Here is a 15,732-nt window from a genome sequence, read left to right as displayed (position 1 = left end):
GGTACTCCTGTGGATCGCGCGTGGTTTCCTGCCGACGACCCTAGCCGCGTTTCGCCGCCAGGCCCTACGCACTCCGGGGAATCATCTGCGCATCGTCGGCCCGCGCCCGCGTCCAGGCAGTGGCGGCAAGAATCGCGCACAGCACCCCGAGGAGTCCGGACGCGCCGATGGTGTTCGCCGACGAGCCGGTCAGCTCCGTCGCGACACCCCCCAGGGCGACGCCGATCCCCTGCATGGCGGTCACCCCCGACCTGGCGAGCCCCAGCGCCTGGCCACGCCGGTCGACCGGCGTCAGGAGCACGAAGGTGGCCCCGGCGGTGATCTGGTAGGCGGAGCACACCCCGGCCACCAGCAGCAGGAACATGGCCACGCCCACACTGGGGTCGAGCCAGTAGACGAGCAGAGGCAGATTCGCACCGACCGCCAGCGGCCCCAGCAGGCGGCGCCGCGACTCGTCGCCGACCTTGGCCCGCCCCAGCAGGGCCGCTCCCAGCACCATTCCCGCCGGATGCGAGGCGAGCAGGAGTCCCACCGAGTAGGCGCCGCCGCCGGCCTCGTCCGCGAACGGGGCGGCCAGCCCCTCCGGCAGGACGACGAACCCCGCAAGCCACCCCAGCGCGAGCAGCGACCGGAGCCTGCGGTCCGACCAGATCAGTGCGGCCGCACCCCCGACCTGTGCGCCGAGCCGCGTCTTGCGGGCGTCGGCACTCGCCGCGGGACGGGCCTTCACGCCGAACCTGACCAGGGCCGCCGAGAGAAGGAAGGTCACCGCGTTCACGCCCAGGGAGAGGTTGCTGCCCAGCCACGCGGCCAGCAGACCGCCCCCGGCGAAGCCGACCAGCTGTCCGGTCTGGTGGGTGATCTGCATGACTCGCTGGCCGCGTTCGTACCTCTGCGCGCCGAGCACGGTGGGCAGCAGTGCGCCCTGGGCGGCGCCGAAGGGCGCCTCGGCCAGCTGCGCCAGCACCAGAAGCCCGGCGAGCAGCGGCAAGGGCATCCCGGGCAGGGCCATCAGCCCGACCAGCACCATCCGCACCAGGTCGCAGCTGATCATGACCGTACGCCGGGGGAACCGGTCCGCCAGGCCGGACAGGAGCACCCCGGACAGCAGAGCGGGCAAGGTGGTCAGCGCGTATGTCGCCGCGGTCCACCCCGGCGAGTCGGTGCGTTCGAACACGAGCAACGACAGGGCAACGCGTGCCAGCTGGTCACCCAGGATCGACTGAGCATAAGCAGCCCAAAGGGTACGGAATTCGCCAAGGTGAAAGAGATTGTCAGATCTGGGCTTTTTTGGCCCCGGATTTATCTCATCGCCCATCCGCTCGTTCATACGGGCACGCTACCGACTGCCGAATTCCACCCCCAACCCTGCTTGCGAGCAGGCCATGACGGACACCGCGAGGTGTCCTGATTACTCGCTCACCGCCGGGCGGAAGCTGCCCGCACCCGAGTAGAAGTCCCTTGTCAGGGGCGGGTGATGCAGTCCGGGGCGGAGCCGGGTCAGGAGATGCCGCCCATCGGTGCGCAGCCAGGCGTTTGGCTCAATATCGATGTTGAACACTGGATCAGCGATGACGGCGGCCGCTTTCTCTTTCTCCCGAAATCACCGCAATCCGTCGCCCCTTGCGCTGCGGTCTTCCGCACCGCAAGGGGCGAACGCATCGAACGGGCCGCATGCCGTCTACAAGGCGCCGCCCGGGGCCGCCGCGCCGGTGTCCGAGGTCGCGGGGCCGACGAGCAGGTCGTCCCCGACCCGGTCCACCCGGACGGTGTCCCCGTCCTTGACCTCGCCCGCGAGGATCTCCTTCGCCAGCCGGTCGCCGATCGCCGTCTGGATGAGGCGGCGCAACGGCCGTGCCCCGTAGGCCGGGTCGTTGCCCTCCTCGGCCAGCCAGGCCAGGGCCTCGGGCGTGACGTCGAGAGTGAGCCGGCGGTCGGCCAGGCGGCCGGCGAGCCGGCCGATCTGGAGCTGCGCGATGTGCGACAGCTCGTCGCCGGAGAGCGCGGAGAAGACCACCAGGTCGTCGAGCCGGTTGAGGAACTCCGGCTTGAACGAGGCCCGCACGACCTCCAGGACCTGTGCCTTCTTCTCCTCGGGCTTGGTCAGGGGGTCGACCAGGAACTGGCTGCCGAGGTTGGAGGTCAGGATCAGGATGGTGTTGCGGAAGTCCACCGTCCGGCCCTGTCCGTCGGTGAGCCGGCCGTCGTCGAGGACCTGGAGCAGGATGTCGAAGACCTCGGGGTGGGCCTTCTCGACCTCGTCCAGCAGCACGACGCTGTACGGGCGGCGGCGGACCGCCTCGGTGAGCTGGCCGCCCTCCTCGTAGCCGACGTATCCGGGCGGGGCGCCGACGAGCCGCGCCACGCTGTGCTTCTCGCCGTACTCGCTCATGTCGATGCGGACCATGGCCCGCTCGTCGTCGAACAGGAAGTCGGCGAGGGCCTTCGCGAGCTCCGTCTTGCCGACACCGGTCGGGCCGAGGAAGAGGAACGATCCGGTGGGCCGGTCGGGGTCGGCGATTCCGGCACGGGTACGGCGTACCGCGTCCGACACCGCCCGTACGGCCTCGCTCTGCCCGATGAGGCGCTTGCCGAGCTCGTCCTCCATGCGCAGCAGCTTCTGGGTCTCGCCCTCCAGCAGGCGTCCGGCGGGGATGCCGGTCCAGGAGCCGACGACGTCGGCGATGTCGTCCGGGCCGACCTCCTCCTTGACCATGGTGTCCTTGGCCGCTTCCCGCTCGGCCTCGGACGCCTCGGCCAACTCCCGTTCCAGGCCCGGGATCTCCCCGTACAGAAGCTTGGACGCGGTGTCGAAGTCGCCGTCGCGCTGGGCGCGTTCGGCCTGGCCGTGCAGTTCGTCGAGGCGCTCCTTCAGCTCACCGACGCGGTTGAGGCCCTGCTTCTCCTTCTCCCAGCGGGCGTTGAGGCCGCGCAGCTCCTCCTCCTTGTCGGCGAGGTCGCGGCGCAGCTTCTCCAGGCGCTGCCGGGAGCCGGGGTCGGTCTCGTTCTTGAGGGCCAGCTCCTCCATGTGGAGACGGTCGACGGCACGCTGGAGCTCGTCGATCTCGACGGGCGAGGAGTCGATCTCCATGCGCAGCCGGGACGCCGCCTCGTCGACCAGGTCGATGGCCTTGTCGGGGAGGAAGCGGGAGGTGATGTAACGGTCGGACAGGGTCGCGGCGGCCACCAGCGCGGAGTCCGCGATGGAGACCTTGTGGTGGGCCTCGTAGCGGCCCTTGAGCCCGCGCAGGATCGCGATGGTGTCCTCGACGCTCGGCTCGGCCACCAGCACCTGCTGGAAGCGGCGCTCCAGGGCGGGGTCCTTCTCGATCCGCTCGCGGTACTCGTCGAGCGTCGTCGCTCCGACCATGCGGAGCTCGCCACGGGCCAGCATCGGCTTGAGCATGTTGCCGGCGTCCATGGCGGAGTCGCCGCCGGCGCCCGCGCCGACGACGGTGTGCAGCTCGTCGATGAAGGTGATGATCTGCCCGTCACTGTCCTTGATCTCGGAGAGGACGGTCTTCAGGCGCTCCTCGAACTCGCCGCGGTACTTGGCGCCCGCGACCATCGCGCCGAGGTCGAGCGAGACGAGCCGCTTGTTCTTCAGGGACTCGGGGACGTCGCCCTTGACGATGCGCTGGGCGAGGCCCTCGACGACGGCCGTCTTGCCGACGCCGGGCTCGCCGATGAGCACGGGGTTGTTCTTGGTGCGGCGGGACAGGACCTGGACGACGCGGCGGATCTCCTGGTCGCGTCCGATGACCGGGTCGAGCTTGCCCTCGCGTGCGGCCGCGGTGAAGTCCGTACCGAACTTCTCCAGCGCCTTGTACTGCCCCTCCGGGTCGGGTGTGGTCACCCGGCGCCCTCCCCTGCTCTTCTCGAATGCGTCCAGCAGCCTCTTCGCACTGGCCCCCTGCCCACTGAGGATCTCACCGGCGCGGCCGCCCTCGGCGGCGACGCCGATCAGCAGGTGCTCGGTGGAGATGTAGTCGTCGCCGAGCTCCTTCGCGCGCCGCGCGGCATCGGCGATGACGGCGAGCAGCTCGCGGTTGGGCTGCGGCGGGGCGACGGTCGACCCGGTGACACTGGGCTGGGCACCCAGGAGCCGCTCGGTCTCGGTGCGTACGGCGATCTGGTCGGCCTCGACGGCGGCGAGCAGATCGGTGATGTTCTCGTTGTCCTCGCCCGCGAGCAGCGCGAGCAGCAGATGCCCCGGGGTCAGATCGGGGTGCCCGTCCTTCACGGCCCTGCTGGTGGCCGCGTTGATGGCGTCCCGGCTCTTGTTGGTCAGCTCGGCGTCCACGTGCGCTTTCTCCTCCTTGCGGCGACTGGCCCTCTCACAACACTGACTTAGTCAACGTGCATAAAGTTGAGCCTATTCCACTCAAGTTCATGTTGAGTCTACTCCACTCAACTTGATGTTGGGAGCTGTCCGCGCGAGTCCTGCCCCTTGTCCCGGTGCTTCGAGTGAACCGGCCGCACCGGCCCTCCGCCACCGCAGCGGGGCCCACGGCGCGGCCGGCGCCGCGCCCGCGCTGCTTACGCTGTCCTCATGGCAGTCGACGTGACGAACCCCGGCCCCGAGTACCTCGCCTTCTGGCGCGCACGCCATGTGTGCACCCTGACCACGCCCCGCCCCGACGGCACACCGCACGTGGTGCCGGTGGGCGTGACGTACGACCCCGGGACGAGGCTGGCGCGGGTCATCACCGGCAAGAACACCCGGAAGGCCGCCAACGTCCTGGCCGCGGGCCCGGACGGCGCACGGGTGGCGGTCTGCCAGATCGACGGGCGCCGCTGGGCGACGCTGGAGGGACGTGCGACGGTGCGCACGGAGCCCGAGGCGGTGGCCGACGCCGTGCGCCGCTACGCCGAACGCTACGAGCGCACGCCGAAGCCCAACCCCGACCGGATCGTCATCGAGATCGCCGTGGACCGGGCGCTCGGCAGGGCCTGACCGGCCCGCGGCGGCGCGGCGGGCGCGGCCGGGAAAAGCACAACGGCGCCATCGTGTTCAGGTCACGATGGCGCCGTTGTGTGGGGGAGTGACTGAGCGACATGGAACGACGGGGGATCGCTCAGGCACTGCGGGGGGTGGCGGAAATAGTCTCTGGCTCGAACAGCTGGTGGTCCCGCCGGTCGAGGTTGACGAAAATCATGTCGTACCGAATCGCACAGCGAACGGGCTGCGGGGCTCCACGCGGCTTGCGGAGGCAACGGTAGGCACGTACTTCGTCGTCTTCTTCACGTGCGACAACGATGGGGTCGCCGAACAGAGTGACCATCAACGAGTCGCCACAGTGGGGGATGGCAGTGACGAGATCGATGAAATGCCAGCCTGATCGGTAGGCCGTGGCCATCTCTCGCCGGAAGGTCCGGTCGTCCGGCGGGATGGTCATGCGCCTGTGCGGGCCGTGGCGGAGCCGATGCCGGCGGGCGAGACCCAACCGATGTCGGCGGGCGAGACCCAGCCGATGTCGGACGACTTGCCGGGCGAACCCCAGCCGATGTCACCATCGGCCGCCGCCTGGACGACCCACCCGATGTCGGACGACTTGGCAGGTGCGACCGGCCACCCGATGTCACCGTCGGCTGCGGCCTGGACGGTCCACCCGATGTCGCCACCGGCAACACTGCCCTCGCTCCAGCCAATGTCGCTGCCGCCCAGCAGCCCGATGCCCAGGGCCGCGACGAACGAGACGGCAAGCGCCGAGCGATGCATTCGCTTATACATAGTCGGCTTCGTCCTCACTTGTGGATTCTTCTCCCCCGCACCTAAGACGATGTCTCACCTGGGCACGCGAACACCACTGAGTAGATGCATCATGTTCCTGCATGTTCAGGAACCTGGGGGGTGACGATATGACCACAAGCGACACAAAGCCGACACATTCTCACGGGATCACCGAACTGTGCGACGCGGGAGCACGCCTTTACGCCAGTGCTTTGCGTCTGGGACGCATCGCCCGCGCCGAAGTGGAACCGGCGCCCTGTCTGATGGAGTTCGCGCTACTGCATCCCGATCCGGACGACCCGGCCTGGCTCCGGCCCGTTCCGCCGTCCACCGCTCTTGCGCAACATCTGCATCCCATCGAGCGCGAGATCCTGGAACGTCGCCGGCACTCGGTCGAACTGACGGAGTCGTTCGAGCCGTTCATGGACATCAGCACTCTGGGGCCGCCCAGCACCCACGCCATCACCGTGCTGGAGGGCGTGAACCGGATCAACGCGGCCCTCGATCTCGCCACCGCAGAGTGCCGCACCGAAGTGCTCACCGTCCAGCCCGGCGGCGGCCGAACCGAGCATCGTCTCAGCAAGTCGCTGGAACGCGGCCTGTCCGTGATCCACCGCGGCGTCGGCATGCGCACCCTCTACCAGCACACCGCGCGCCACAGCCCCAGCACACTCGCGTACGCGGAACGCATGACCGACGACAACGTGGAAATACGCACGCTCGAAGAGCTCATCGGCCGTCTGATCGTGTTCGACCGGACCGTCGCCTTCATCCCGGCCAGCGACGACGACCAAGTCGCCCTGGAACTCCGCCACCCCGGGCTCGTGCAGTACCTGGCCAACGTGTTCGAGCAGCTCTGGACCAGAGCGGCTCCACTACGGGAGGAGGTCAAGTACGAACCGACCTCCCTGGGCATCAGCGGGGTCCAGCGCTCCATCGCCCAGCTTCTGGTGGAAGGCCATGTGGACGACTCCATAGCCCGCCGCCTCGGCATGAACGTCCGCACCTGCCGGGCCCACGTCGCCAAACTCGCCGCCGCACTCGGCAGCAACAGCCGGGCCCAGCTCGGCTATCTGATAGCCCGGTCGGGGATCCTGGAAGAGGAGCAGAGCTGAGACCCGCCCCACCCCGCAAGCAGCTTCTCCCGTTCGCTTCGGTGTACGGCAAAGGCCGGGGAGCCGACCCGCGAGTCGGCTCTCCGGCCCTTGACCGGTCCGGTCAGTCCTTCGGCCGTTTCGGCCGCCAGACCACCAAGGCGCTGGTCTGCTGCACGTCCTGATAAGGCACCAGATCACGCCGGTACGAGGCGTGGACCTGGGCCTCGCGCTGCTGCATCGCCTGTGCCGCGCCGTCCACGGCCGCCGAGAGCTCGGCGACGCGCTGCTGGAGCGCGGCGACCTGGTTCTCCAGCTCGATGATGCGCTTGATGCCGGCGAGGTTGATGCCCTCGTCCTGCGACAGCTGCTGCACGGTGCGCAGCAGCTCGATGTCGCGGGCCGAGTAGCGCCTGCCGCGCCCGGCCGTGCGGTCGGGCGAGACCAGGCCGAGGCGGTCGTACTGGCGCAGCGTCTGCGGATGCAGGCCCGAGAGCTGGGCCGCGATCGAGATCACGTACACCGGGGATTCATCGGTCAGTTCGTACGGATTGCGTCGTCGGCCGTCCACCTCAAGCTCCCTTCGCCGCCTGGAACAGCTCCGCCCGCGGGTCCTGGCCCGCGGTCGCCTTCCGGTAGGCCTCCAGCGCGTCCCTGGCCTCGTCGCTGAGGCCCTTGGGGACCGCCACCTCGACGGTGACCAGCAGGTCGCCCCGGGTGCCGTCCTTGCGTACGGCGCCCTTGCCGCGGGCGCGCATCGTGCGCCCGTTGGGGGTGCCCGCGGGCAGCTTCAGGGTGACCGGAGGGCCGCCGAGCGTGGGCACCTTCACCTCGCCGCCGAGCGTCGCCTCCGTGAAGTCGACGGGCACGGTGACCGTGAGGTTGTCGCCCCTGCGGCCGAAGACCGGGTGGGCGTCGACATGGACCACGACGTACAGATCGCCGGCCGGTCCACCGCGCTCGCCCGGACCGCCCTTGCCGCGCAGCCGGATCCGCTGGCCGTCCGAGACGCCCGCCGGAATCCTGACCTGCATGGTCCGGGAGGACTTCGCCCGTCCGCTGCCCTTGCAGACGTCGCAGGGGTCCTGGGCGATGAGGCCCCGGCCCTTGCAGTCCACGCAGGGGTCGGTGAGCGAGAAGCCGCCGCCGGTGCCGCGCGAGACCTGGCCGGTGCCGAGACAGGTCGGGCAGACCCTGGGGGTGCCGTTCTTGTCACCGGTGCCGGAGCACGCCTTGCAGGGCGCCTGGCTGGACATCCGCAGCGGGACCGTGGCCCCGTCGACCGCCTCGGTGAAGCTGAGCGTCACCTCGGACTCGATGTCCTGGCCGCGGCGCGGCTGCACCCGCGTCCCCGTACCGCCCCGGTTGAACAGGCCGCCGAAGACATCGCCCAGACCGCCGCCGCCGAAACCGCCGGCTCCGCCGCCCTGGCCGCCGCCCTGGGCGCCTCCGAAGAGGTCGCCGAGGTCGAAGTTGAAGTTGCCTCCCGCGCCTCCGGGTCCGGCCCTGAAGCCGCCGTTGCCGAAGAGGGCGCGCGCCTCGTCGTACTCCTTGCGCTTCTTGCTGTCACCGAGGACGTCGTTCGCCTCGGAGATCTCCTTGAAGCGCTCCTCCGCCTTGTCGTCGCCCTTGTTGGCATCCGGGTGGAACTCGCGGGCGAGCTTCCGGTACGCCTTCTTGATCTCGGCGTCGGTGGCGTCCTTGGGGACGCCGAGGACCTTGTAGTAGTCCTTCTCGACGAAGTCCTTCGTGCTCATCGACGTCCCTCCTTCCGGACGATCGGCCATGCGACCGGCCCGTGGGCCGGTCGCATGGCCGGGCGGTGTGCGGCGAGGTGGTCAGACGGGATGTCAGACCTCCTCGGTGCCACCGCTCTCCTCGTCGGTTGCCTTCTCTTCCTTGGCTGCGGCCGGTGTCGCACCCGGCTGGGGTTCGGCCACCGCCACCCGCGCGGGGCGGATGGTGCGCTCGCCGATCCGATACCCCGGCTGCAGGATCGCCACGCAGGTCGTCTCGGTGACATCCGGCGCGTACGAGTGCATCAGGGCTTCGTGGATCGTCGGGTCGAAGGGCTCGCCCTCCTTGCCGAACTGCTGCAGGCCCAGCTTGGCGACGACCGTCTCGAGAGACTCGGCCACCGACTTGAACCCGCCCACGAGCTCGCCGTGGTCCCGGGCCCGGCCGACGTCGTCGAGCACGGGCAGGAGCTCGGACAGGAGACCCGCTACGGCGATCTCCTTGACCGTGGCCCGGTCCCGCTCGACGCGGCGGCGGTAGTTCTGGTACTCGGCCTGGAGCCGCTGGAGGTCGCCCGTGCGCTCGTTGAGCGCGGTGCGGACCTGGTCCAGCTGGGCCGTCAGGCCGACTGTCTGTACTGCGTCCCCGGCCGGGGCCGCCCCCTCCTCCGAAGAGGAGGAAGAGGCGTCCTTCGGCTCAGCTCCGTCAGGGGTGGCGCCGGAGGGGACGTCGGGCTTCTCCTCGAAACCCGGAGTCTCCTCGGTCACACCGCACCGCCCTTGGCGTCCTTCTCGTCGTCCACGATCTCGGCGTCGACGACGTCGTCGTCGGCCTTGGCCTGCTGGGCGCCCGGCTGCGGGTCACCCTGCGGGCCGCCGTCGGCCTGGGCGTTGGCGTACATCGCCTGCCCGAGCTTCTGCGAGACGGCCGCGACCTTCTCGGTGGCGGTACGGATCTCGGCGGTGTCCTCGCCCTTGAGCTTCTCCTTCAGCTCGGTGAGCGCGGTCTCCACCTCCGTCTTCACGTCGCCGGGGACCTTGTCCTCGTTGTCCTTGAGGAACTTCTCCGTCTGGTAGACGAGCTGCTCGCCCTGGTTGCGCGACTCGGCGGCCTCGCGGCGGCGGTGGTCCTCCTCCGCGTACTGCTCGGCCTCCTCACGCATCCGGTTGACCTCGTCCTTCGGCAGCGAGGAGCCGCCGGTGACGGTCATCTTCTGCTCCTTGCCGGTGCCGAGGTCCTTGGCGGCGACGTGCATGATGCCGTTCGCGTCGATGTCGAACGCGACCTCGATCTGCGGGACGCCACGCGGGGCCGGCGGCAGGCCGGTCAGCTCGAACATTCCGAGCTTCTTGTTGTACGCCGCGATCTCGCGCTCGCCCTGGTAGACCTGGATCTGCACGGACGGCTGGTTGTCCTCGGCCGTCGTGAAGATCTCGGAGCGCTTGGTCGGGATCGTGGTGTTGCGCTCGATGAGCTTGGTCATGATGCCGCCCTTGGTCTCGATACCGAGGGACAGCGGGGTGACGTCGAGGAGCAGGACGTCCTTGACCTCGCCCTTGAGGACACCGGCCTGGAGCGAGGCGCCGATGGCGACGACCTCGTCCGGGTTCACACCCTTGTTGGCCTCCTGGCCACCGGTCAGCTCCTTGACGAGCTCGGCGACGGCCGGCATACGGGTGGAGCCACCGACGAGAACGACGTGGTCGATCTCGGAGAGCTGGATGCCCGCGTCCTTGATGACGTTGTGGAACGGGGTCTTGCAGCGGTCCAGGAGGTCGGCCGTGAGCTGCTGGAACTGCGAGCGCGTGAGCTTCTCGTCCAGGTGCAGCGGGCCCTCGGCGGACGCCGTGATGTACGGCAGGTTGATCGTGGTCTCGGTCGAGGACGAGAGCTCGATCTTCGCCTTCTCCGCAGCCTCGCGCAGACGCTGGAGAGCCATCTTGTCCTTGGACAGGTCCACGCCGTGGCCGTTGGCGAACTGCTTCACGAGGTAGTCGACGACGCGCTGGTCCCAGTCGTCACCACCGAGGTGGTTGTCACCGTTGGTGGCCTTCACCTCGACGACGCCGTCGCCGATCTCCAGGAGCGATACGTCGAAGGTGCCGCCGCCGAGGTCGAAGACGAGGATCGTCTGGTCGTCCTTGTCGAGCCCGTACGCCAGCGCGGCGGCGGTCGGCTCGTTGACGATACGCAGGACGTTCAGGCCCGCGATCTCGCCGGCCTCCTTCGTCGCCTGACGCTCGGAGTCGTTGAAGTACGCGGGGACGGTGATGACCGCGTCGGTCACCTTCTCGCCCAGGTACGACTCGGCGTCACGCTTCAGCTTCTGCAGGATGAAGGCGCTCATCTGCTGCGGGTTGAAGCTCTTGCCGTCCAGGTCGATCTTCCAGTCGGTGCCCATGTGGCGCTTGACCGAGCGGATGGTCCTGTCGACGTTGGTCACTGCCTGGCGCTTGGCGACCTCGCCGACCAGCACCTCGCCGTTCTTCGCGAAGGCGACGACGGACGGCGTGGTCCTGGCGCCCTCTGCGTTGGTGATGACGGTGGGCTCGCCGCCTTCGAGAACGCTGACGACGGAGTTAGTCGTGCCCAGGTCGATGCCGACCGCACGTGCCATTTCAGTTCCTCCAACTTGACTACTTGAGTGGATCTGACTCAAGGATGCATGACACCCGCCCCACTGTCAACAGACCTGAGTCGAGTGGACTCAACTATCGTGCGGACACCCCGCGCCAACTGCGAATTCCTGCATGTGACGTGTGCACGAGAGGCACACGCGAGGCGCGCACGGGCCGATCGCGCGCAACACTCCCCGCCCCCTGGCGACACAACCCCTCCCCATCATCGCCACATGGGATCGTTCTGTCACAAAATGCAGTGAGCCACGCAAAACCGGCACTCGATCCGCCGCGAACCCCGGGCAGGTGCGAACGATGCAGACACAGCAGAGGCAGAGTGCGGTACGTACCCGGCAACGGGAGCCGCACTGGGAGCGACCGTCGGCCAAGCGCGTACTGGACCTGGCCCTCGGCTCGGCCCTCCTGGCCCTGACCTCCCCCCTGCTCGCCACGGGCGCCGCCGTCCTGGCGGCGCGGCGGCCCCCCGGCGGCGTACTGACCCACTCGCCCCGGGTCGGCCTGGACGGCCATGTCTTCGTACTGCGCTCGCTGCGCACCCGGCGGCTCCGGCTCGACCTGCTCTCCAGGCTGCCGTACGTCGTACGGGGAGACCTCTCCCTGGTCGGCCCGGAGCCCCTGACTCCGGACGAGGCGGACGCGGGGCGCACTCCGGCCCCGGGCACCTCCCCCGCCGCGAGACACTGGCGGCAGGAACTGAAACCGGGCCTCACCGGCCTGGCGCAGGTGCGCTCCCGCTCCGGAATGCCGTGGGACGAGCCGGCCCTGCTCGACCAGCACTACGCCGAGCACCACGGGGTGGGGACGGACCTGGCCATCCTGGCGAGAGCCGTGCTCGCTCCGCTCCGCGAGGCGGCCCGAGGGCTCGCCCCGCGCGGAAAGGCGCGCCTGAGCGACACAGATCACCGCCTGTCCGGCTACAGCGCGGCAGAAGAAGTGGGTAGTGTCAGCACAGACTGATTAAGTTACTGCTTAGTAATCACGGATAATCGCCAGTACTCGCTCATTGACGCTGGATTCCACCCTCGCAGGCCCGAGGAGCCCCCAAATGCAACTCGCCGCGATCATCGTGTCGCTGGTTCTGATCGTGGTCGGCGTGGCCCTGTTCCTCCGCGCCCTCCTGCAGATCTACAACTTCATGCGGCTCGGCCAGAACGTGCCCGCGGGCACCCGCACGGACGAGCCCGCACAGCGCACCGTCACCGTGGCCAGGGAGTTCCTCGGCCATACCCGGATGAACCGCTGGGGCATCGTCGGTGTCGCGCACTGGTTCGTGGCGGTGGGCTTCTTCTCACTGCTGCTGACGATCGTCAACGCGATCGGCCAGCTCTTCAAGGCCGACTGGCTCCTGCCGATCATCGGCGACTGGGCGCCGTACAACGTCTTCGTCGAATTCATCGGCACGATGACCGTGCTCGGCATCCTGACCCTGATCGTCATCCGCCAGCTGGCCCACCCGCGCAAGCCGGGCCGCAAGTCCCGCTTCGCCGGGTCCAACTTCGGCCAGGCGTACTTCGTCGAGGCCGTCATCCTCATCGTCGGCGTCTGCATCTTCATGCTGCACGCCCTCGAAGGCGCCCAGCACCACGTCGACGGCTACGAGGCCTCCTTCTTCATCTCGTACCCGGTCGTCAACTGGCTGGAGGGCATGGACGTCTCCACCCTCCAGAACCTCACCTACTTCTTCGCCGGCCTGAAGATCGCGACCTCCTTCATCTGGATGATCACGGTCGCGCTGAAGCAGGACATGGGTGTCGCCTGGCACCGCTTCCTGGCCTTCCCGAACATCTGGTTCAAGCGCAACGCCAAGGGCGAGACCTCGCTCGGCGAGCTGCTGCCGATGACCTCCGGCGGCAAGGAGATCGACTTCGAGGACCCGGGCGAGGACGACGTCTACGGCGTCTCGCAGATCGAGCACTTCTCCTGGAAGGGCCTGCTCGACTTCTCCACCTGCACCGAGTGCGGCCGCTGCCAGTCGCAGTGCCCCGCCTGGAACACCGGCAAGCCGCTCTCCCCCAAGCTCCTGATCATGTCCCTGCGCGACCACGCGCACGCCAAGGCCCCGTACCTGCTGGCCGGCGGCGGCAAGACGATGGAGGGTGAGGAGAAGGCGTCCGAGGAGCAGCTGAAGGACGTACCGGCCGCGGCTCTCGCCGAGGCCGAGCGCCCGTTGATCGGCACGGTCGAGGAGAACGGCGTCATCGACCCGGACGTGCTGTGGTCCTGCACCACCTGCGGTGCGTGCGTGGAGCAGTGCCCGGTCGACATCGAGCACATCGACCACATCGTCGACATGCGCCGCTACCAGGTGATGATCGAGTCCGCGTTCCCGTCCGAGGCGGGCACGATGCTCAAGAACCTGGAGAAGAAGGGCAACCCCTGGGGCCTGGCGAAGAAGCAGCGCGTCGAATGGACCAAGGAGGTCGACTTCGAGGTCCCGATCGTCGGCAAGGACGTCGAGGACCTCACGGAGATCGACTACCTGTACTGGGTCGGCTGCGCCGGCGCCCTGGAGGACCGGGCGAAGAAGACCACCAAGGCCTTCGCCGAACTCCTCCACATCGCGGGCGTCAAGTTCGCGATCATGGGCGGCGACGAGAAGTGCACCGGTGACTCCGCCCGCCGGCTGGGCAACGAGCCGCTGTTCCAGCAGCTCGGCCAGGAGAACGTCGCGATGCTGAACATGGCGTTCGGCGAGGACGACGACGAGCCGGAGACGAAGAAGCCGAAGTCGTCGAAGAAGATCGTCGCGACCTGCCCGCACTGCTTCAACACCATCGCCAACGAGTACCCGCAGCTCGGCGGCGAGTACGAGGTCATCCACCACACCCAGCTGCTCCAGCACCTCATCGACGAGGGCAAGCTGATCCCGGTGACCCCGGTCGAGGGTCTGATCACGTACCACGACCCGTGCTACCTGGGCCGTCACAACAAGATCTACACCCCGCCGCGCGAGATCATCGCGAAGGTCCCGGGCCTGCGGAACGAGGAGATGCACCGCCACAAGGAGCGCGGCTTCTGCTGCGGCGCCGGTGGTGCCCGGATGTGGATGGAGGAGCGGATCGGCAAGCGCATCAACAACGAGCGCGTCGACGAGGCCCTCTCCCTCAACCCGGACATCGTCTCCACCGCCTGCCCGTTCTGCCTGGTCATGCTGACCGACTCGGTCAACGGCAAGAAGAACGACGGCAAGGCGAAGGAGTCGGTCCAGGTGGTCGACGTCTCGCAGCTGCTGCTGGACTCCGTGAAGACCCCTGCCGACCCGGCCGGGGAGGCGGAGTCGGCGGACACGCCGGAGCCGGAACCGGTGAAGTAACCCGCTCAGCCGCGTGACGGAAGCGGCCGGACCTGCCTCGGGGGCGGGACCGGCCGCTTCTGCCTTCCCTTCCCCTGGGGGGGGCCGTCCCCCCGGGGTTCCCCTAGGGGATGTCACAGCTCGGCCGCAATGGCGGGCAGGTTCCCCAGGCCCTCTGACCGCACCGCCCCGGACCAGGTACGTTCGATGAGTGGCTGGATTCAGGATCGGACGCGGCCGGGACAACCGCACCCCGCAGCAAGCGCAACAGCAACCGCGGCAGCAGCCGTACGGCACACAGGCACCACCGCCGTACGGCCAGCAGCCCTGGCCCCCGCCAGGAGGCAACGCGGCCCCGCCCCCGTACAACAACGGCGGCAACGGCGGCAACGGCGGCTACGGCGGTGGCAGTTACGGCAACGGCAATGGCGGCCAGGGCGGCGGCCACGGTGAGCCGGAGTACTTCGGCGACCCGTACCACCAGCCCCAGCACCCCCACGGTTCCCCCCAGCAGGGCGACCCGTACGCCAACTCCCCCGGCCACACCCAGGCGTTCAGCATCGGCGAGGACCCGTACGGCCCCGGCGACACCTACCGCGCCGGCCAGGCCCCCGCCCAGCCCGCAGGCCCCCGGCTGCGCTGGAAGGAGTTGCTCACCGGCATCGTGCTCCGCCCGGGACCGACGTTCTGGCAGATGCGCGACTACCCCGTCTGGGGTCCGGCGCTGATCGTCACGTTCCTGTACGGCCTGCTCGCGCTCTTCGGCTTCGACCAGGCCCGGGACGACGCGATCAACGCGACGATCTCCACAGCGGTGCCCTACGTCGTCATCACGGGCCTCGGCTTCGTCATCGGCGGCCTGGTCCTGGGCGCGGTCACGCACACGCTCGCCCGCCAGCTGGGCGGCGACGGCGCGTGGCAGCCGACGGTGGGCCTGTCCATGCTGATCATGTCGATCACGGACGCGCCCCGCCTGATATTCGCGCTCTTCCTCGGCGGCGAGAATTCCCTGGTCCAGGTTCTCGGCTGGATCACCTGGCTGGCCTCGGCCGCGCTCTTCACCTCGATGGTGAGCAAATCGCACGACCTGCCGTGGCCGAAGGCACTGGGCGCATCCGCGATCCAGCTGATCGCCCTGCTGTCGATCATCAAACTGGGCACGATCTGACGCCACCGGCCCGCCCGCCCGAAGACACCGAAACCCCCGGCACACGCAATATGCCGGGGGTTTCTCGC

Annotated in this window: 13 protein-coding genes; 5 read left to right on the top strand and 8 right to left on the bottom strand. The window is 68.9% G+C overall.

Annotated elements, in window-relative coordinates; all coding sequences use genetic code 11:
- Positions 1-64: 64 nt before the first annotated feature.
- Positions 65-1,318, bottom strand: coding sequence for an MFS transporter (locus BT364_RS27135; RefSeq protein WP_072487905.1), 1,254 nt, complete (start codon positions 1,316-1,318; stop codon positions 65-67).
- Between the two features lie 363 nt (positions 1,319-1,681).
- Positions 1,682-4,303 carry an ATP-dependent chaperone ClpB gene (gene clpB, locus BT364_RS27130; protein WP_072487855.1) on the bottom strand — a complete coding sequence of 874 codons (2,622 nt, stop codon included), beginning with the start codon at positions 4,301-4,303 and terminating at the stop codon, positions 1,682-1,684.
- A gap of 249 nt (positions 4,304-4,552) precedes the next feature.
- Here clpB and BT364_RS27125 point away from each other — a divergent pair, with 249 nt between their 5' ends.
- Positions 4,553-4,957 (top strand): pyridoxamine 5'-phosphate oxidase family protein, encoded by a 405-nt coding sequence (locus BT364_RS27125; RefSeq protein ID WP_072487854.1) that lies wholly within the window; start codon positions 4,553-4,555, stop codon positions 4,955-4,957.
- A gap of 121 nt (positions 4,958-5,078) precedes the next feature.
- On the opposite strand, the gene BT364_RS27120 is transcribed toward BT364_RS27125, so the two are convergent.
- Together BT364_RS27120 and BT364_RS27115 are read right to left on the bottom strand one after the other, a co-directional pair.
- The gene (locus BT364_RS27120; RefSeq protein ID WP_072487853.1) at positions 5,079-5,399 is read right to left on the bottom strand and encodes a Rieske (2Fe-2S) protein; all 321 of its coding nucleotides are present in this window, start codon (positions 5,397-5,399) and stop codon (positions 5,079-5,081) included.
- Positions 5,396-5,734: a hypothetical protein gene (locus tag BT364_RS27115; protein ID WP_072487852.1), complete on the bottom strand. Its 339-nt coding sequence runs from the start codon at positions 5,732-5,734 to the stop codon at positions 5,396-5,398. The genes BT364_RS27120 and BT364_RS27115 overlap by 4 nt, the downstream gene beginning before the upstream one ends.
- A gap of 128 nt (positions 5,735-5,862) precedes the next feature.
- Here BT364_RS27115 and BT364_RS27110 point away from each other — a divergent pair, with 128 nt between their 5' ends.
- On the top strand, positions 5,863-6,849 hold the full coding sequence (locus BT364_RS27110; RefSeq protein ID WP_371268654.1) for a helix-turn-helix transcriptional regulator: 987 nt from the start codon (positions 5,863-5,865) through the stop codon (positions 6,847-6,849).
- A 103-nt stretch (positions 6,850-6,952) separates the two neighbouring features.
- Here the strand turns inward: BT364_RS27110 and BT364_RS27105 are convergent, their stop codons facing one another.
- From BT364_RS27105 to dnaK, 4 genes are all read right to left on the bottom strand, one after another.
- Positions 6,953-7,399 (bottom strand): heat shock protein transcriptional repressor HspR, encoded by a 447-nt coding sequence (locus BT364_RS27105; protein ID WP_072487850.1) that lies wholly within the window; start codon positions 7,397-7,399, stop codon positions 6,953-6,955.
- A gap of 1 nt (position 7,400) precedes the next feature.
- Complete coding sequence (dnaJ, locus tag BT364_RS27100; RefSeq protein WP_072487849.1) at positions 7,401-8,585, bottom strand: molecular chaperone DnaJ; 1,185 nt, start codon at positions 8,583-8,585, stop codon at positions 7,401-7,403.
- Between the two features lie 93 nt (positions 8,586-8,678).
- Positions 8,679-9,332: a nucleotide exchange factor GrpE gene (grpE, locus tag BT364_RS27095; protein ID WP_072487848.1), complete on the bottom strand. Its 654-nt coding sequence runs from the start codon at positions 9,330-9,332 to the stop codon at positions 8,679-8,681.
- Complete coding sequence (dnaK, locus tag BT364_RS27090; RefSeq protein ID WP_072487847.1) at positions 9,329-11,182, bottom strand: molecular chaperone DnaK; 1,854 nt, start codon at positions 11,180-11,182, stop codon at positions 9,329-9,331. Before dnaK ends, grpE begins: the two co-directional genes overlap by 4 nt.
- A 316-nt stretch (positions 11,183-11,498) precedes the next feature.
- Between dnaK and BT364_RS27085 the strand changes: the two genes are divergently transcribed.
- The 3 genes from BT364_RS27085 to BT364_RS27075 all read left to right on the top strand — a co-directional run bounded on the left by BT364_RS27085 (position 11,499) and on the right by BT364_RS27075 (position 15,664).
- Positions 11,499-12,161 (top strand): sugar transferase, encoded by a 663-nt coding sequence (locus BT364_RS27085; protein WP_079179658.1) that lies wholly within the window; start codon positions 11,499-11,501, stop codon positions 12,159-12,161.
- A gap of 88 nt (positions 12,162-12,249) precedes the next feature.
- The gene (locus BT364_RS27080) at positions 12,250-14,517 is read left to right on the top strand and encodes a (Fe-S)-binding protein (RefSeq protein WP_072487846.1); all 2,268 of its coding nucleotides are present in this window, start codon (positions 12,250-12,252) and stop codon (positions 14,515-14,517) included.
- A gap of 190 nt (positions 14,518-14,707) precedes the next feature.
- Positions 14,708-15,664 carry a Yip1 family protein gene (locus tag BT364_RS27075; RefSeq protein ID WP_072487845.1) on the top strand — a complete coding sequence of 319 codons (957 nt, stop codon included), beginning with the start codon at positions 14,708-14,710 and terminating at the stop codon, positions 15,662-15,664.
- Positions 15,665-15,732: the final 68 nt, after the last annotated feature.

Source organism: Streptomyces atratus (assembly GCF_900119365.1).
Taxonomy (GTDB): domain Bacteria; phylum Actinomycetota; class Actinomycetes; order Streptomycetales; family Streptomycetaceae; genus Streptomyces; species Streptomyces atratus_B.
The sequence above is the reverse complement of the archived record's forward strand: the minus strand, read 5'-3'. Positions and strand labels throughout refer to the sequence as shown.